Annotated in this window: 15 protein-coding genes; all 15 read left to right on the forward strand. The window is 55.9% G+C overall.

Annotation, left to right across the window (positions count from 1 at the left end):
- Window positions 1-185: 185 nt before the first annotated feature.
- The 15 genes from ACFSW5_RS14265 to ACFSW5_RS14335 all read left to right on the forward strand — a co-directional run bounded on the left by ACFSW5_RS14265 (window position 186) and on the right by ACFSW5_RS14335 (window position 17,728).
- Window positions 186-1,397 carry an MFS transporter gene (locus ACFSW5_RS14265; RefSeq protein ID WP_379274223.1) on the forward strand — a complete coding sequence of 404 codons (1,212 nt, stop codon included), beginning with the start codon at window positions 186-188 and terminating at the stop codon, window positions 1,395-1,397.
- 282 nt (window positions 1,398-1,679) lie between these two features.
- The gene (locus ACFSW5_RS14270) at window positions 1,680-2,120 is read left to right on the forward strand and encodes a hypothetical protein (RefSeq protein ID WP_379274225.1); all 441 of its coding nucleotides are present in this window, start codon (window positions 1,680-1,682) and stop codon (window positions 2,118-2,120) included.
- 249 nt (window positions 2,121-2,369) lie between these two features.
- Complete coding sequence (locus ACFSW5_RS14275) at window positions 2,370-2,969, forward strand: acyltransferase (RefSeq protein ID WP_379274227.1); 600 nt, start codon at window positions 2,370-2,372, stop codon at window positions 2,967-2,969.
- A 687-nt stretch (window positions 2,970-3,656) separates the two neighbouring features.
- Window positions 3,657-3,953, forward strand: a complete 297-nt coding sequence (locus ACFSW5_RS14280; RefSeq protein WP_379274229.1) for a hypothetical protein — start codon at window positions 3,657-3,659, stop codon at window positions 3,951-3,953.
- A gap of 156 nt (window positions 3,954-4,109) precedes the next feature.
- Window positions 4,110-4,859: a YveK family protein gene (locus tag ACFSW5_RS14285; RefSeq protein WP_379274231.1), complete on the forward strand. Its 750-nt coding sequence runs from the start codon at window positions 4,110-4,112 to the stop codon at window positions 4,857-4,859.
- Window positions 4,840-5,511 carry a CpsD/CapB family tyrosine-protein kinase gene (locus ACFSW5_RS14290; protein ID WP_379274233.1) on the forward strand — a complete coding sequence of 224 codons (672 nt, stop codon included), beginning with the start codon at window positions 4,840-4,842 and terminating at the stop codon, window positions 5,509-5,511. Before ACFSW5_RS14285 ends, ACFSW5_RS14290 begins: the two co-directional genes overlap by 20 nt.
- Before the next feature lie 393 nt (window positions 5,512-5,904).
- The gene (galU, locus tag ACFSW5_RS14295) at window positions 5,905-6,807 is read left to right on the forward strand and encodes a UTP--glucose-1-phosphate uridylyltransferase GalU (protein WP_379274235.1); all 903 of its coding nucleotides are present in this window, start codon (window positions 5,905-5,907) and stop codon (window positions 6,805-6,807) included.
- A 3-nt stretch (window positions 6,808-6,810) separates the two neighbouring features.
- Complete coding sequence (locus ACFSW5_RS14300; protein ID WP_379274237.1) at window positions 6,811-7,479, forward strand: sugar transferase; 669 nt, start codon at window positions 6,811-6,813, stop codon at window positions 7,477-7,479.
- A gap of 12 nt (window positions 7,480-7,491) precedes the next feature.
- A complete protein-coding gene (locus tag ACFSW5_RS14305; protein ID WP_379274239.1) occupies window positions 7,492-8,748 on the forward strand; it encodes a glycosyltransferase in 1,257 nt (418 codons plus the stop codon).
- A 20-nt stretch (window positions 8,749-8,768) separates the two neighbouring features.
- On the forward strand, window positions 8,769-10,121 hold the full coding sequence (locus ACFSW5_RS14310) for an O-antigen ligase domain-containing protein (RefSeq protein ID WP_379274241.1): 1,353 nt from the start codon (window positions 8,769-8,771) through the stop codon (window positions 10,119-10,121).
- On the forward strand, window positions 10,118-11,371 hold the full coding sequence (locus ACFSW5_RS14315) for a glycosyltransferase family 4 protein (RefSeq protein ID WP_379274243.1): 1,254 nt from the start codon (window positions 10,118-10,120) through the stop codon (window positions 11,369-11,371). The genes ACFSW5_RS14310 and ACFSW5_RS14315 overlap by 4 nt, the downstream gene beginning before the upstream one ends.
- 3 nt (window positions 11,372-11,374) lie before the next feature.
- Window positions 11,375-12,748 (forward strand): oligosaccharide flippase family protein, encoded by a 1,374-nt coding sequence (locus ACFSW5_RS14320; protein WP_379274245.1) that lies wholly within the window; start codon window positions 11,375-11,377, stop codon window positions 12,746-12,748.
- On the forward strand, window positions 12,741-13,823 hold the full coding sequence (locus tag ACFSW5_RS14325; protein ID WP_379274248.1) for a glycosyltransferase family 4 protein: 1,083 nt from the start codon (window positions 12,741-12,743) through the stop codon (window positions 13,821-13,823). The genes ACFSW5_RS14320 and ACFSW5_RS14325 overlap by 8 nt, the downstream gene beginning before the upstream one ends.
- Before the next feature lie 54 nt (window positions 13,824-13,877).
- The gene (locus ACFSW5_RS14330) at window positions 13,878-14,765 is read left to right on the forward strand and encodes a glycosyltransferase (RefSeq protein WP_379274250.1); all 888 of its coding nucleotides are present in this window, start codon (window positions 13,878-13,880) and stop codon (window positions 14,763-14,765) included.
- A 32-nt stretch (window positions 14,766-14,797) separates the two neighbouring features.
- A complete protein-coding gene (locus tag ACFSW5_RS14335; protein ID WP_379274253.1) occupies window positions 14,798-17,728 on the forward strand; it encodes a chitobiase/beta-hexosaminidase C-terminal domain-containing protein in 2,931 nt (976 codons plus the stop codon).
- Window positions 17,729-17,775: the final 47 nt, after the last annotated feature.

Raw genomic sequence — 17,775 nt, forward strand, 5'->3', positions numbered from 1 at the left:
CATAATTTACCGATTAAAAGGGCAAATTTCAAATACTGCAAAAGACGAATCGTTTCGCGTCTTCAAATAGGCGCGTTTTGAAAAGGAATGAAAATGCAATTGAACATCCGCGCAACAAGTTGTATACTACAATTATATGAAATTGTATCGTACAACTACTTTTAGAGGGAGATGTTAGTTTTAGTATGTCTTCAACCGGCACGACCTATCAAGAATTGGAACGGAAACGAACCGGCGTATTGCAGCAGCCGCTGGCGGTATGGGCCATTGCGTTCGCTTGCGTAATCTCTTTCATGGGCATCGGCTTGGTCGACCCGATTCTGCCGGCCATTGCCAAGAGCATGGACGCCAGCAAAAGCCAGGTATCGCTTCTGTTCACCAGCTATAACCTCATGACGGGCCTCGCGATGATCATTACCGGCTTCGTCTCGAGCCGTCTCGGTACGAAATGGACGCTGCTCGTCGGCATTTTCATGATCGTTCTGTTCGCCGGGCTCGCCGGCAATTCCGATGCGATCAACAGCATCGTATGGCTGCGCGGCGGATGGGGAATCGGCAACGCCTTGTTCCTGGCTACCGCCTTGTCCGCGATCGTAGGGCTGTCGACCTCCGGCACGGCCAAAGCCATTATTTTATATGAAGCCGCCCTTGGCGTCGGCATCGCGGTCGGCCCGCTGCTTGGCGGGGAGCTTGGCTCCATCTCGTGGCGCGGCCCGTTCTTCGGCGTCAGCGTTCTAATGGGCATCGCCTTCCTGTTTATTCTGTTCGTCATGCCGAAGGTCGCCCGTCCAAGCAAACCGAGCCCGATCAGCGCTCCGTTCAAGGCGCTTGGCTTTTCGGCTTTGCGGACGTTTGGTTTTACGGCGTTTCTGTACAACTTCGGCATGTTCTCTCTGCTGGCCTATGCGCCGTACGTCATGGAGCTTGACGAGCACGGGCTTGGCTACGTCTTTTTCGGATGGGGCTTCTGTCTGGCCGTTACGTCCGTGTTCGTAGCTCCGAAGCTGCAAACGAAATTCGGCACCGTCAAACCGTTGGCCGCCGTTCTGATCTTGTTCGCGCTCACCTTGCTTATCATGGGAGCGGGAGCGAACAAGCCTGCCGTCGTTATTGCCGCCGTTGTCGTGTCGGGCTTGTTCCTGGGCGTCAACAATACGCTTATTACGACGGCCGTTATGGGGTCCGCGCCGGTCGAGCGCTCCGTCGCTTCCGCGGCTTACAGCTTTCTGCGGTTCATGGGCGGCGCGATTGCGCCGTGGCTGACCAGCAAGCTGGGCGAATGGTTTAATTCCAGCATCCCGTTTTATTTCGGCGGCGTCATGGTGCTTCTGGGCGTCCTTCTCGTGCTGCTGCAGCGGAAGAAGCTCGCTTTCGTGGACGAAGCGGCGTCGCATTAACGGGCCTTGCGACGGGTATGTCGGGCGTCTTTCGGCTTTAACAGGCCTGCGCTTGCCGTTCAACTGATATAGCTACGTATTAAGAGCGCCGAGGTTGCGCGAAATTATCCGATCATCCGAAAATAAACGGCTCCTCCGTCCTTGTTCCAAGGGCGGCGGAGCCGTTTGCCGGTTAGCGGTCCATTAAGGAGGCCGCTAACTGGGCATCTGCGGATAGCAGGAACCACGCGTTGGCATACGGGCATATAACTAGTGTAAACCTAATGGGAAGGATGATTACACTTGTCCGTTCAACTGGTACCCCCTGAAGTGATTACCGAGCAAATCTTTCAAGGAAGAATCGGACATTATTTCCGTTCCAGCATCCCCGGATTCGGTCTTGTGACGTGGCAGCTTGTTTCCTTTCAGCCACCTGCGCCGGGAGCGGGTCCGGGCGCGGGCGTCGTGTCCATGAACGTCATTAATCCAAACGGGACGTTTCAGTTTATGCAAGTAAGCACGCAGGACTTGGTCGGTCTGCAATATTTGGGCCCCACGCTGCCCGTTTCTCCCGGACCGGGTCCAGGCCCCGGACCGGGACCTCGGCCGCCGTGGTGCCAATGGTTTCCGTGGCATCCGCAATGCTCCGGCGGCATGGGCGGGCCCGGGCCATGGGGCGGCCCCGGCTTCGGCAGGGAGTATGTAGCGTACGTTCCGGTCATTATTCCTTATCCGTATCGATAACTTCCGAACAGCCGCTTTGGAGCGACAGCTCCGAAGCGGCTGTTTTCGTTAATCGCATCAATATAATGAGGCGCATAAGCGCCAATGCGGCCGGAGCGGACCGGGCGACGCTTCAAGCGAGCCATTACGCCGTGTGGTACCTCCGGCCGCCCAAACGGTCGTAAAGTCGGAAATATATCCTTCTCTGGCCGGTAGTTCGCGGCATGGCACTGTACTAAGATAAGGACGTACCGAGGAGGTATCGGCCCCTTGCACAAACAACTACGAATCCAAAGGAGATGGGGACTTATGCTGCTCAATAAAGCGACAGCGATCGTGTCGAGATTGAAAGGATACGCCGTTTTCGGCAAGGTCCAGCCTTCGATTTCCGCTCTGCCCCGCGTTAAAGGGAAAGTTTACGTAAATAAGTACGGCGAATTGAAGGTGGGCAAGCGGCTCAAAGTTATCGGCCGGCCGTGGGGCACTCAGCTTACCGTCGTAAAAGGAGCGAAGCTGACGATCGGCGACGACGTGCTCATTAACGCGGGAGTGGGCATTGCGGCCAATCAAGAGGTGTATATCGGAAACAACGTGAAGATCGGCCCCCGGACAAGCATATTCGACAGCGTCTACCATGCGGTGGAGCCGGCCGACGAAGGCAAGGACCTGCGGAAAAAAATTACGATTCACGACAACGCCTGGATTGGGACGGGAGCATTAATTTTACCGGGAGTCACGATCGGCAAAAACGCGGTCGTTGCGGCCGGCAGCACGGTGACGAGAGACGTGCCGGCCAATACGTTAGTCGCCGGTACTCCGGCCAAACCGATAAGGGAACTGTCGATACATGACGGATGGATAAGGAAATAAACGGCTAAAGCTCGGCCCTTGCATGCAGGCAATGAATGTAAGGGCTTTTTTCATGGGCTCGGCGTCGATCCGACCCGGGGCTTATGGCTTTGTGTCCGCCCTAAAGGGAAAAAAACGACGAAAATCGATTTTTTTCCCCTTTTTCTAGTCGCGGAACCGTATCTTCAAAAATGCGCTTTTGCTCCTAGGCTGCCTAGGACGTGGGTCGACGGTTTCTCCGCAAACGATGAGAGCGCGGACAATAGGCTTACCCGGCGCTCGGACGAGCCGGACCAAGCCGGCATAATTCCAGCTTTTATAAGGAGGGACGGGATGTCGGGCGCAAGCTTCGGATCGTGCGGAAGTCGGATTGGCCGTAAAATAGCAAACGTTTCCAATTAGACGAAAGACAGAAAAAATTAATGAAGAAGTTCGCGGAATGAGAAAAACGAAAAATCTCTCATTCTAAAAATTAGGAAACCATTCTTATGAAAACAATTTTGAAAATGAATACGAAAGACTAATTTAAACTACGTCTTTTTCCCCTAATCGTCATGCTACCCAATGTGTCATACTTAGTACTGAACAAACGATGGCCAGGCACACTCGCCGCAAGATCAGACATTCGTAGAAAAACAGACAGACGGCTGAGCCGCTGCTACAAGCGGATAGAAGCCGCCGATACGAGACGGATGGAGGGAAGCGAAGATGAACCGCAATGAGCCTCAAATCATGAAGAAAGAAAGGCTGAAGCAGTTTCTGGCGCGTTTGGAGAAGGATCCGTCGCTAGGAAGGCATGGCCGGAAGCCTCCGGCGCTCTCCGAGCTGCTGCAGGCGTCGGGCATGCCGTATTCGAACGGACCGTTGGACATATCGAAGCTGCTGGCGCACGCGCTAAAGCAGAAGGGCATTGACGCCGGCCCGGAAGAAATGGTGGAGCATGTCATACAAGGCGGAACAATCGAACAGTTTCTGAATCGGACGAAAGAACGAATAGCTACGTAACTTGCATGTAGCTATTCTGTTCGTGTTATTTTTTACCTGTATGGTCGCAAAATGAATAATTAGAACGAATAATATTACTCATAACGAATATATTTATCGAGGTTATCATCCTCATCTATTTTCAAAAAAGAAAAGAATGTATCGGAGGAACCGCTGTTGGAACTGAAACATTATTGGCTTGTCGTAAAGAAGAGGCTGTGGATCTTGGCGCTTATCGTCATCGTAAGCTGCGCGGCCGTCGGTTATTATACCGTCGCGTATATAACGCCGCAGTACGAAGCGACGACTTCGCTCATCGTGAACGACTACAAGGACAGCAGCTCCCCTGTGGAGACGATGGATCTCGGCTCGATCAATTCGACCGTGATGCTGATCAAAACCTACAAAGAAGTAATCAGGACGCCGCGCATTATGAAGGAAGTCGCCGAAGCATACCCGCAGCTGAACACGACGTACGGCGAGCTTCTCGGCAAAGTGTCGGTCAGCTCGGTCAGCGAAACGCAGGTGATGTCCATTACGGTACGCGACGATTCGTACGAGCGGGCGGCCCGGATGGCGAACGCGGTCGCCGCCGTCTTCCAGAAGACGGTGCCGACGCTTATGAAGGTCGACAACGTTGCGATTCTGAACCAGGCCGATCCGGAGGAAGCCCGCGGGCCCGTCTCTCCGAACCTCGTCGTAAACGTGGCGGTCGCTTTCATACTGTCGTTCATGGCGGGTCTTGCCCTTTGCTTTTTGCTTGAATTTCTGGACGACACGGTGAAAACCGAGCAGGACGTGGCCGAGGTGCTGGAGCTTCCGGTGCTGAGCTCGATCGCCAAGATCAAGCAGAAGGACATGGACGGCGGCGGCCCTAGCGCGAAACCGATGACAGGGAGGGAGAAAAATGTCTCGCTCGGATCTTAACGACAACTGGAAGCTTGTGATGAATGCCAATCCGGCATCGCCGATCGCCGAGGAATACCGCATATTGCGAACGAACATCGAGTTTTCCGCCATGGACCAGGAGATGAAGGTCATTGCGGTCACCTCCTCCGGCGCCGGCGAAGGAAAAAGCACCACCTCCGCCAATCTGGCCGTCGCTTTCGCGCAGGCCGGCAAACGGGTGCTGCTGATCGACGCGAACTTGCGCAAGCCGGCGCAGCATCACATCTTCTCGGTCGGCAACCATAAAGGGTTAACGAACGTGCTGTTCGGCCAGACGGATGCGCTCGACGTCATTCAGCTGACCGATACCGACAACTTGACGGTTCTGCCGTCCGGCCCTACGCCGCCCAATCCGGCGGAGCTGCTCTCCTCGAAACGGCTCGAGGAGCTGCTGGACCGGATGCGGGAGCAATACGACGCGGTGATCGTCGATACGCCGTCGATCATGAACATGGCGGACGCCCAGCTTGTGGCGAGCCAAAGCGACGGCGTCGTCTTGGTCGTCCACTCGGGCAAAGCCAAGAAAGAAACGGCGCGCAAAGCGAAAGCCCATCTGGAGCATGTGAAGGCGAGAATCGTCGGCGTCGTGCTGAACCGGATGAAACCGAAGAAACAACCGCTTTACGGCTAAACGGCTAACGCGGCGGTTTCCTTCCCGCAGCCTTAAGGGCGAACGAAGGAAAGGTAATGTCTCCCGCACCTTTATCACTGGAGGCACTCGGTCATGTTGTGGGCCTGGCGGCCTTAGACGTAAATCGTCGAGGATGTGACGTGAGGAGGGGTTAGATGCCCCGTGAAGGTTGCTCGGACTTTAAGCGATCTAAAAGTCCGAGCTATGCTTTCCGGATATTGGAGAGCATAGCTCGCATTTTTAGAAATATAAGAAGGTATAATTTCCAATCTTATACTGGACTTATATTTCTTGCCGAAACGATGCGTCCTTATGTCTTGAAAGACGAGGTCGTTTCGGCTTGCATCTTAGAATCTGCGCAGAACAAAAAAATAAAAAGGATAGGGTGATTCGATGAAAAAAGTGAGAAAAGCCATTATTCCAGCAGCAGGACTAGGTACAAGGTTCTTGCCGGCCACGAAAGCGATGCCGAAAGAGATGCTCCCGATCGTTGATAAGCCCACCATCCAGTACATCGTGGAAGAAGCGATCGAGTCGGGCATTGAAGACATCATCGTCGTGACGGGCAAAGGCAAGCGGGCGATCGAGGACCATTTCGACATTGCCTTTGAGCTGGAGTACACGCTGGAGAACAAAGGCAAGCTTGATATTTTGGAAAAGGTTCGTAAATCGTCGAACGTCAACCTCCATTATATACGGCAGAAAGAAGCGAAAGGGCTTGGCCACGCCGTCTGGTGCGCGCGCAACTTCATCGGCGACGAACCGTTTGCCGTTCTGCTCGGCGACGACATCGTCGAAGCCGAAGTGCCTTGCACCCGGCAGCTTATCGAGCAATACGAGCAAACCGGCCGTTCCGTTATCGGCGTTCAGCCGGTCAGCCAGGATCAGACCGACCGTTACGGCATCGTCGATCCCGGCGAGACGGTCGGCCGCCTCGTGCAGGTGAACCGCTTCGTGGAGAAGCCGCCGAAAGGACAAGCCCCTTCCAATCTGGCGATTATGGGCCGCTATGTGCTTACGCCGGAAATATTCGGCTATCTCGGACAGCATGAGATCGGGGCCGGCGGCGAAATCCAGCTGACCGACGCCATCCAGAAGCTGAACGTGGAACAGGGCGTATACGCGTACGATTTCCAAGGCAAACGCTACGACGTCGGCGAGCGTCTTGGTTTTATTATGACGACGGTCGATTTCGCGCTCCGGAACAACGAGCTGAAGCATCAGCTGATTACGGAGCTGAAGGAACTGCTCGACCGCGAGCTTTCGAAAGAGCTTATCAGCGCGAGGGGGGAATAACGTATGCAGCCGCAGCCGCAATATCGTGAAGATGCGGTATTGAACGTACGCGACGTCGATCAGGTTACTTTTTATTCCGTCGCGAAACGGACCATGGACATCATCGGCGCGGCGGCAGGCTTAATCCTGCTGAGCCCGCTGTTCGTCTTGGTCGCGATCCTGATCAAGATGGAAGATCCGAAGGGCTCGGTATTTTTCTACCAGACGCGGATCGGCAAGAACGAGAAGCCGTTCCGGATGTATAAATTCCGCTCGATGGTTACGAATGCGGAGGAGAAGCTGAAGGAGCTGCTCGACAAAAACGAGATCAGCGGCGCGATGTTCAAGATGAAGGACGATCCGCGGATTACGAAGGTCGGGAAGTTCATCCGCAAGACGAGCATCGACGAGCTGCCGCAGCTTTATAACGTATTGCGAGGCGACATGTCGCTCGTAGGGCCGAGGCCGCCTCTTACGCGCGAAGTAGCGGAATATACGGAATACGACAAGCAGCGGCTGGCCGTGACGCCCGGCTGCACGGGGCTGTGGCAGGTGAGCGGCCGCAACGAGCTCAGCTTTCACGAGATGGTCGAGCTCGATTTGATCTACATTAACAACCGGAGCATCGCGAACGATTTGAAAATTATTTTCAAGACGTTCAAATTGTTTCTGGGAGCCAAAGATGCTTTCTGAGGTGGGTAACCGATGAAAAAAATAATATTTATAACGAATCGTCTGCCGTTTCCGAATACGGACGGCAGAAAAAACCTGCTTCAGCAATATATCGAGCAAATGAAGGATATTTATCCCGACTGCGAAATCATCAATCTATCGTTCGTGGACGATCAGAAATATTTGAAGGACCGGCCGGCCTCCATCTCCCGTCTCGTCTGCCTGCAGACGCCGGGGATGGCGGAGAAGCTGTACAACGCCGTCGTGTATTCGCTGCTGCTGCGGAAGTGGCCGCTGCAAGTCTCGGCGTATTACTCCCGGAAGACGCACCGGAAGATCAAGGCGCTGATCCGCGAGGAGCAGCCGGACGTTATTTTGTACGACATGGTGCGGGTGGCCGAATATTTGACCGACGGAGCGGGACAAAAGGTGCTCAGCTACGACGATCTGCTTTCGCTCCGCTACGAGCGGCAGCTGGAGTGGTTCCAGTACATCCCTTCCGTCTTCGGCGGCTTTGCGGACAAACTGCCCGCCGGCCTCAAGCGGTTCGCCAACCTGAAATTTATCCAGAAGTGGCTGATCGCTTACGAAAGCAAGCTGCTCGCCGAATATGAAAGGAAGGTGGCGGCCAACTTTCGGCATCTCGTTTTCACATCTCCCAAAGAAGCGGAAACGTTCAGCCATACGATCCGCCACCGTTCCTGCCTCGGCATTCCGATGCGCTTCGATCCGGACAAAAAAGCGGGGGGCAGCGTCCGGTCCTACGACCGGAACAAGGTCGTGTTCGTCGGCAAGATGGACATACCCCACAACAGCTCGGCCGTCGTTTATTTTTGCGAGAAGATATGGCCAAGCGTCAAGCGCGAGGCGCCGGATGCGAAGTTTTATATTATCGGCAAAAATCCAAGCCCCGAAGTGGTTCGTCTGCAACAGCTGTATCCCGATATCGTCGTGACCGGCGAGGTGGACAACGTGAAGCGCGCGATGGGAGACGCGGCGGTCATGATCGCCCCGCTGCTGTTCGGCACCGGCATCAAGACGAAAATCGTCGAAGCGATGTCGCTAGGCGTTCCCGTCGTGACGAATCCGATCGGCAGCGAAGGCATCAACGCCGTCAACCAGGAAGACCTGTTCGTCTGCGAATCCGACGAGGAGATGGCGCAGAAGGTGCTCCTGCTGTTGAACAACAAAGAAATTAACGAAAAAGTATCGCGCAATTCGATCCGTTATGTGTCCCGGCATTTCAGCAGTTCGGCAACACGTAAAAATTTGGAGTTGATCTTATCGTAGGGCAATTGCGCGAGGAGCAGGTGATCGACATTCGAAATCTAGTTATGGCGATGTTTCTGTTATCCTTGTCGCTGCTTACGTACGACAGCCTGCCGTATATCCCGTTCACGGTGTATCGGCCGGTCGCGATGTTTCCGATGTTTGCGGCCTCCTTGTTGATCCTGTTCACCGATTTCAGGTTCAAGAAGGGGGATTTGTTTTTACTCGGGTTTCTGATGTACAGCATCGGGCATTCGATGGTCGTGGCCGCGGCGAGCGGCGATATCGGCAGCAGCTTCTCGCATGTCGTTACGCAAATGTTCGGCTTGTCCATGTACCGCGTATCGGTATATGCGGCCGAGCAGATCAAGCAAGACCCGGAACTGCTGAAAAGCGTCGCGCGATGCGTTACGGTCGCTTTCGTGCCGCCGCTTGCCGCCGGTTTCCTGCAGCTGGCAGACGCCTTTGTCGTCAAGAACGGATTCTCCGGCGCATTGACCGGCTTATTCTCCGAGAAGGTGTATACGCGGCGGATCCAGATGCTGTCCGGCGAGCCGTCGTGGGCGGCGATCCATATGCTGAGCGGCGGCCTGCTTATGTTCTTCCTGTATAAGCGGGGCTTCCGCAAGCAGATCGTTCTGCTTGTCGCCACGGCGCTCCTGATGGTGCTGTCGTTCTCTTCTTACGCTTATACGGTGCTGCTGCTCGCGCTCGTCTTCTACGTGCTGACGACGAACAAGAACAGAGGCCGCATGATCGTCATTCTCGGAGCGTGCGTCCTCGTGATCGGGTTCGGCGTGCCGTATCTGATCGAGGCGTTCAATATCAGCGGTTATTTCACGGACCGGTTCCAGTTCAACTTCGCCCAGATGTGGCAGAACGACAATTCCGTCTTCGTCCGCATCGCGTTCCCGGCGATCGGCTTTATCGAATTTATCCGGCATCCGATCTTCGGCTTGGGCGGCGGCTTCTATCATACGGAGGCGGCCGAGCTGCTCCGGCAATATTTCAGCAGCGGACTGAAATTTACGGAAGTGTACAACCTGGTCTATATTCATCCCGAAGCGGCGACCTCCCGGGCTTTGGTCTCGAAGGTGTTCGCCGAGGAAGGATTAATCGGAGTCATTCTTTTCGGAGGGTTTCTCGTCTCGGTATTCCGCAGCTGCGGCGCCAATCCTTATTCGAAATTCGCCTTTGCGTTATGCTTGTCGCTCGTGATGAATTTCGACTCTTACGCGTTTCTTAATTTCTGGCTGCTCGTCGGCTTCATCCGGGGCGGATTGTTCGATATGGAAGCCGTGTTCGGCGAGGCTCCCGCGCTTAAGCCGGTACGGGCGAAGAGGCGGGAGTTTGCCGCGAAACCCATCTACAGCGAATGGAGAAGCAGGGCATGAAAATCGTAATAGCTAACAGTTTGTATAGTCCGCATATTATCGGCGGAGCGGAAATATCGACCCAAATATTGGCCGAGACGCTTGCGGCCGAGGCCGAGGTCCATGTGCTGACGACGGGTCCGCAGAAGAGAAGCTCCGGCGTGACGACCGACCGCGTAAACGGCGTGACGGTGCACCGCGTTCCGTACAACAACTTGTATTGGCTCGGAGCCGGGGAGGGCAAAAGCACGCTGCACAAAGTGGCCCGGCGGCTTATCGACCTCTACAATCCGGTTCAGATCCGGACGGTTGCGAAGCTGATTGCGGAGCTTCAGCCCGATCTCGTCCATACGCAAAATTTGTCCGGCTTCGGAGCCGGCATCTGGACCGCCTTCCATAAGGCGGGCGTGCCGATCGTTCATACGCTGCGGGATTATTCGCTTATTTCGCCCGTCAGCTCGCCGATCTCGAATCCGCTATTGTCCTCGGTTTATAAACGAACCTCGCTCGGCTTCAGCCGAAGGGTGTCGGCCGTCGTCGGCATTTCCTCGCATATTTTGAACCGCCATACCGGGTCGGGCCTGTTCCCGAACGCGGCGAAGCTCGTCATTCCGAACGTCGTCGACGGCGATATCGCCGGGGCCGGCAAAGATTTCGCCCATAGGCCGCTTCGCGTCGGCTATTTCGGGAGAATCGAGGCGGAGAAAGGCGTCCGCGAATTGGTCGAGGCGGTACGGATGCTGCCGGCTGAAACGGTCGGCACGCTGTACGTATGCGGCGAAGGCAGTCTGAAGGCGGAGCTTGCGCAGCTGTGCCGGGACGACGATCGCGTCGTCTTCACCGGCAAGGTGAAGCCGGCCGAGGCGCGGGAGCTGATGGGCCGCATGGACGCGACGGTCGTTCCTTCCATCTGGGAGGAGCCGTTCGGCCGGGTCATCATCGAATCGTACCAGGTCGGGACGCCGGTGTATGCCGCGGCGGTGGGGGGAATCCCGGACGTCGTGGTCGATCGGGGCCACCTGTTCGCTCCCGGCAGCGCAGAGGCGATCAAGGAGAAGCTGGAGAGTCATTACGCGATGCCGCCGGAGCGGAAAAGCGAGCTTACGCGCCAATGCCTCGAGCATTGCCGCGGCTTTACGAAGCAATCGCTGCTCGAGCGGCATCTGGAGCTTTACCGTTCGCTCCTGGCGCCGGCGGGCGGAACGGCCGTCGCCGGCGCGGCTTACGCGGGCGCTGCCGGGCACAAAATAAAGGCTGGCGCGGGAAGGTAATCTATGGCACAATTGGCAATTCGCAAGCTGATGAGAGGGAACGGCCTTATCCAGACGATCATGCATACGAGCGCGGCCAACATTATGGTTATGGCGTTGACGACGCTCATTTCGATCATGACGGCGAGAATGTTCGGCGTCGTCGGCAAAGGGGAATTTACGGCGATTCAGTTCTATGCGACGTTCCTTGCCGGCGTCGTCGGCTTCGGCCTTCCGACCTCTCTAATCTATAACATGAAGCGCAGCAAGGGCATGGGAGCGGAATTCATCAAGGCCGGATTTCTGTTCCAGATTCCGGTCAGCATCGTCGTCGGGATTATCGCGTGGACCTTCATGCCGGTGTGGCTCGGCAATTACCCGGAGGACGTCATTCAAACGGCAAGATGGTACACCGTCCTGATGCTCCCGATGCTGCTGGCGGTCAACCTGATCGCCGCGCTTGCGCAAAGCACGGATCATTTCAACGTGTATAACGGGGTAAGGCTGTTCGTTCCGCTGTTCAATCTGGCGGGCATCGCCGTGCTGTTCGCCGCCGGCGTCCTGAGCATCCATGCGGCCGCCGCCGTCTTTCTGATCACGACGCTCCTTGTTGTCGTATGGTCGCTCTACCGGCTGCGGAACGAGCTTAAGATCGACTGGTTCCGGCGGGTGGTCGACCGAACGGCGGCCAAGCTGATGTTCGGCTACGGAAGCCGGGTGTTCGGCGTCGAGCTGCTCGGCACGCTTTATTCGCAGTTCGACAAGATTATTATCCTGTCGCTGCTTAGCGCGCGCGATCTCGGGCTTTACAGCGTCGTTTACGCGTTGTCCCGCGTCTTCAACACGGTGCAGATGGCGATATCGAACGTCATCTTCCCGAAGCTGGCGGGACTCGATAAAGACAAAATCATCGCGACGGTCGGCCGGGCGTTCCGTCTCTCGCTGATGCTGATGACGATCGTGGTCATTCCTTGCATGTTCATCGGCAGGTTCCTGATGGGCCTCTTGTTCGGCAAGGAATTTCTCGAGGCGAGCACCGCCTTCTACTTGCTGTCCATCGAATGCATTCTCGGGGGCGGATCTTGGATTCTGGCCGCTTCGTTCAACGCTCTGGGCCGTCCCGGTCTCGTGCTGCTCAGGCAGATCATCGCTCTGGCCATTACGGTCGGGCTGTTCTTCCTGTTCACCCCGATGTTCGGGCTGAACGGCATCGCGCTGGCGCTGCTGGCCGGCGCGCTGGTGCGAATGCTGATCACGATCGCGGCGATGCGGGTCTCCTTCCGCGTAAGCATTCGCGGCATGCTGTTCGATAAAGGCGATTTCCGGTTTCTGATCGGCCGGCTGAAAGAGAAAAACATCATTAAAAGCAGAGGAAAAGCAGGTGGAGTGGATGGGTAAACCAACCGTTTACATGTGGCCCAAGTTCAGCCCGGACAACAAGTATTCGGAGCTGCTGACCCGGTCCGTCGAGGACAACGGGCTTCATGTGGAGCATTATGACAAGAGAAATGCATTGAAGCCGGCCAAAGGCGACATCGTTCATATGCATTGGCCCAGCTATTCGTATCAGGCCTCCTCGTTCCCGCTGACGATCGTGAAATCGCTGCTCTACGCCGCGCTGCTGTTGTTCTTCAAGCTGCGCGGCGTTCGGCTTTTCTGGACGGTGCACAACATATGGCCGCATTCGACCGGCAAAACGAAGTGGGATTACCTGATGCGGAAATATATATTGGCCGTCTGCAACAAAGGGTTCGTGCTTAGCGAGTCCGTCAAGCGGGAAGCGGTCGAGACGTTCGGGGTCAGCCCCGACAAGCTGGTCGTTACGCCGCACGGGCATTACGTGGACGCTTATCCGGCCGGCGGCGCCGATATCCGCAAGCGGTTCGGCATTCCGAGCGATCACTTTCTGTTCCTGTTCGTCGGGCGAATCAATCCGTACAAGGGAATCGAAAGACTGGTCGAGGCGTTTACCGCCTTGAAGCTCGATTCCGCCCACCTGCTGATCGCGGGCAAGGTGGACGACGGCTACAGCCTGGACTTTATCGACAAGGCGAACGACCCTCGAATCAAGGTGTATCCGAAGTTCGTGGACGACAGCGAGCTTGTCGACTATTTGCGGGCCGGCAACGTCGTGGTGCTGCCCTACAATCAAATTACGACCTCGGGCAGCGCCATCCTGGCGCTGTCGTATTATAAACCGGTCGTTGCGCCGAAGCTCGGATCGCTCTCCGAATATATTCCCGAAGGCGGCGGCATCTTGTACGATCCGGCCGACCCTGAAGGTCTGCGCAAGGCGCTGGAGCAGTCGGTCCGCTTGAATAGGGAAGAGACGGAGAAGCATATCGCGAAGAAGCTGGCCGAGCTGGACTGGAAGAAGATAGCCGGCCGAATGATCCATGTTTATATGGCAAACCGAAACGACATCGCCGTGATGGAAGGGCAGACGGTTTCGGCGAGAAATATAAGGCGATGACGAATGGATGCTCATCGTCCTTATCATTTGAACAAAAACGGTACGAGGTGAAGCATGAAAGCGACGGTTGCGATTTGCACCCATAACAGAGCGGCGGATGTGGAGGAAGCGCTCCTCAGCCTGATGCGCCAAGACTTTGCGGAGCCGTTCGAGGTCATCGTCGTGGACAACCGCTCCACGGACCATACGAAGCAGGTCGTCCAAGACGCCGGACGTCTCACGACGATTCCGATCGTGTACGTGTACGAAGAGCGGCTCGGCTTGTCCGTAGCGCGGAATCGCGCGATCCGGGAGGCCAGAGGCGACTACATCCTGTTTCTCGATGACGACGCGGTTGCGTGCGAAGGATGGATATCGGGCATCGTTTCGCTGTTCGAGTCCGATCCCCGCATCGGCTGCATCGGCGGCAAGATCGAACCGGCCTGGGAAGGCGAAGAGCCGAATTGGCTGCTTCCGGAGAACCGGACGCTTTATACGATATTGGATTACGCCGACGAGATCGTCGAGATGCAGAAGCCGGCGATGCCGTTCGGGGCCAACGTGTCGTTCCGCATGTCGGTGTTCGATGCGATGAAGCCGTTCCGCGAAGATTTGGGAAGGGTAGGGAGCAATCTGCTCTCCAGCGAGGAGACGGAGCTGATCGATCGCATCCGCGCCAGCTATACCGTCTACTATACGCCGTATGCGTGGGTGCGGCACAAAATACCGCGCAGCCGGATCAGCCGGAAATGGCTGCTTCGCCGCATTTATTGGCAGGGCGTCAGCAAGGCGGTCAGCTCGGAGCGGAAAGCGGGGTTGTTCCTGAAGTCGCTCTTGAAGGTGCCGGTTTTTGCTCTTCTTTCGGTCGTTTTCTTTTTCGACAGACGCCGGATCTTCCGGAACGTCAGCAAAATCATATATAACAACGGCTTGATTAACGGGGTACTGCGAACGTATAACTGACGGGAGTATGGCAAGGTGGTGAGAGAGAAATCATGCGCAGAGGTGGCGCGCGGCTATCCATAATACTCGTATTCGGCATGCTCTTTATATTTGGGCCGACGCAAACTTTCGGCAGCATTACGTCTCCCGAAATCGAAGTCGACGATTTTACGGATTGGAGCCGCGTTTTTACGCATTCGAACAGCCTATCGCTTGCGACCGTGGAAGACGATGTCGACCCGACCCGCGTCCGAAGCGGAGGAATGCCCGGCGAGTCGATTGTATATCGGATCGATACGCCGCTCCGCACGTTCTCGGTCTACGCTTATTACCGGGAGGGCGACGATTCGTACGACAGCTTGAATTTCTATGTGTCGAGCGATGGGGAAAATTACGTGAAAGCGACGCCGTCCGTGTATCGGGACGGAGACCAGATTACGTATGAAGGGCGCGACTTTCGCTGGACGACCCGTTATCTCAAGATCGAGTATGCCGGCAGCGATGCCGATCGGGCCCTGTCCCTGGGCAAGGTGGTCCTGAACGGAGCGCTCAGCGTCGCCGCCAGCCTTTCCTCGGGCGATGTCCCATACGGCAGTATGGTTAGGTTAATCCGCGCGCACGAAGGCGACACGGTTTATTACACCCTGGACGGAAGCGATCCGCGGTTTTCGGTTACGCGCAAGCATTACAGCTCTCCTATCGAGGTGCTGGAGGAAACGGCGATCAAGACGACGGCCGTCAATCACTCGGCTTCCGGAAGGTCGGCGGCCAGCCGGGTCTCCGCTTATCATTATGTGCCGAACGGCGCGCTTGATCCGGGCGGCGGCTTCGAGGATCCGCTCGATACGTTCGATCTTACCGCGAGCCGCGCAAGCGTATACGTGCTTGGCGATAACCCGTCGTATTACGGCGGAGATACGGGCAGAGCGGTGCGCACGTCGACGAATCCGGGTTATTTGATTTACAAGACGGACTACGATATGTCTTCCTTTTTGGTTCGCGGCTATCATTTTACCGGCTACCCGATCGAGGAGCCGAAATTTTTCGTCTCGCAAGACGGACAGACGTATGAAGAGATCGCCGCGGAGAGCTACACTGTAGGAAAAGCGGTTTCCAACTGGCAGCAATACGCCTATGAGATGGATATGCTGCCGGCCGGGACGAAATATTTGCGCATTCAAGTGAACGGCTCTTCCAAGGCGTGGACGCCGCAAATTTCGAGCGTGCAGATCAACCTCAATACCGCGTCGCCCACGATTAATACAACGAGGAACGACTACGGCGTAAAGGTCGAATTGTCCTCCCTGTCGGAAGGGGCCAACATTTATTACCGGTTGAACGAAGACGCCGCATTCAAGACGTATGTCGAACCGTTTCAGCTTACGTCCTACACCGAGCTTGAAACTTACGCGGTGAAGAACGGGAAGGAGCCCAGCCCGGTCCGGAAATACGCCGTGAACGGCAACGCCGATTATCAGATCGATCGTTTCGGTCAAATGGCGGACGCGAACTTCTCCGGCAAAGTGAAAAGCGTGGACGACCTGAAGGCCGACGCCGAACGGGATGCGGAATATTACGGCGGCTTGAACCCGCCGGCGGACAGGGACGCCTACGGCGGATTGGCCGGAAGCCGCGAGAAATACGGGCTTGAAGCGACGGGCTTCTTCGACATTCAGCAGATCGGCGACCGCAAGGTGATGACGACGCCGGAAGGCAATCTGTACTTCAGTCTTGGGGTGAACGTCGTTACGCCGGTCGAAACGTACACGATGGTGAAAGGCCGGGAGGAGATGTTCGAAGCGGTTCCTTCCTATACGAGCGTCTTTAAGCAGGCGTATATCAGCGAAGGCAACTACTCGTTCTACATGCAGAACAAATATTACAAGGACGGCGTGTTCCCGACCGAGCATTCCATCTATCAGGAAGCGGCGGAACGGCTTAAGAAGTGGGGCTTCAACAGCGCCGGCGGCTATTCGCCGGAGAGGTACGGCACCGAGAACAATCTGCCGCATACCCGGATGATTCCGGTGGACAGCATGGACTGGGCCAAAATCGACGGCATTCAAATCTTCGACATCTTCGCTCCGGAGGCGGAAACGGTGCTCGAGAAGGCGATCCAGGGCGCGGTCGAGCCGTACAAGGACGACCCGATGCTGATCGGCTACTTTATCGGCAACGAATTCGAGTACCATAAGTTCTATTCGCACGTTCCGAAGCTGAAGGCGAGCAAAGCCGCGATCAAAGGCCGTCTGGTCGAAACGCTGCAGGAGAAATACGGCACGATCGAGGCGTTCAACAGCAGCTGGCGGACGAGCTTCACTTCGTTCGATCAAGTGAAGGAAGCGGAGCTTACGCTCGCGACCTCGCAATCGTGGCGGGATATGGAAGCTTTCTTCGATTATTACGTGGACACGTTCTACGGCACGATGACGAATCTGATTCGCAAGTACGACCCGAACCATCTGGTGCTCGGCGACCGCTGGATTACGACGCCGTTCCATACGGAGAAGTTCCGGACGCCGCTGGCCGAAATCGCCGGCAAATATTTTGACGTTATCAGCATTAACTACTACAGCTATAAGCTGGAGACGGATTTGCTGCGGGACGTCTACGAGAAATCGGGCGGGAAGCCGCTGCTGATGAGCGAATTCGGATACGGGACGTCGGAGCAAGGGCTGAAGGCGCTGCTGCCGAATTCGGCAACCAATCAGTTCGAAAGAGGCATGCGGTACCGGAACTACGTGGAAGGAGTCGCCAGCCTCGGCTACGTCGTCGGCGCGCATTTGTTCAACTACGTGGATCAGGCGGGAGGCGGAAGGTATTGGCAAACCTACTGGGGCGAGCGTTACAACTCCGGCCTCGTCAACGTCGCCGACCGTCCGTACAAGGAATATCTCGAAGGCATTATGGATACGAACTACGATATTTATAAGGTCATTTTGGGAGAACGGCCGAAGTTTTACTACGATTTCACCAAGCAATAAGCGTAAGGCGGACGCCGTCTCCGCCCTAGGCTTGGCTAACTGAAGGA

The organism is Paenibacillus thailandensis (assembly GCF_042685365.1).
GTDB lineage: Bacteria > Bacillota > Bacilli > Paenibacillales > Paenibacillaceae > Paenibacillus_AP > Paenibacillus_AP thailandensis.

Excerpts from the sequence above, each read along its gene's own strand:
- ACFSW5_RS14305 (WP_379274239.1), top strand. The coding sequence starts at position 7,492 with ATGAAAAAAATAATATTTATAACGAATCGTCTGCCGTTTCCGAATACG.
- ACFSW5_RS14315 (WP_379274243.1), top strand. The coding sequence starts at position 10,118 with ATGAAAATCGTAATAGCTAACAGTTTGTATAGTCCGCATATTATCGGC.
- ACFSW5_RS14325 (WP_379274248.1), top strand. The coding sequence starts at position 12,741 with ATGGGTAAACCAACCGTTTACATGTGGCCCAAGTTCAGCCCGGACAAC.
- galU (WP_379274235.1), top strand. The coding sequence starts at position 5,905 with ATGAAAAAAGTGAGAAAAGCCATTATTCCAGCAGCAGGACTAGGTACA.
- ACFSW5_RS14320 (WP_379274245.1), top strand. The coding sequence starts at position 11,375 with ATGGCACAATTGGCAATTCGCAAGCTGATGAGAGGGAACGGCCTTATC.
- ACFSW5_RS14330 (WP_379274250.1), top strand. The coding sequence starts at position 13,878 with ATGAAAGCGACGGTTGCGATTTGCACCCATAACAGAGCGGCGGATGTG.
- ACFSW5_RS14280 (WP_379274229.1), top strand. The coding sequence starts at position 3,657 with ATGAACCGCAATGAGCCTCAAATCATGAAGAAAGAAAGGCTGAAGCAG.
- ACFSW5_RS14290 (WP_379274233.1), top strand. The coding sequence starts at position 4,840 with ATGTCTCGCTCGGATCTTAACGACAACTGGAAGCTTGTGATGAATGCC.
- ACFSW5_RS14300 (WP_379274237.1), top strand. The coding sequence starts at position 6,811 with ATGCAGCCGCAGCCGCAATATCGTGAAGATGCGGTATTGAACGTACGC.
- ACFSW5_RS14335 (WP_379274253.1), top strand. The coding sequence starts at position 14,798 with ATGCGCAGAGGTGGCGCGCGGCTATCCATAATACTCGTATTCGGCATG.
- ACFSW5_RS14265 (WP_379274223.1), top strand. The coding sequence starts at position 186 with ATGTCTTCAACCGGCACGACCTATCAAGAATTGGAACGGAAACGAACC.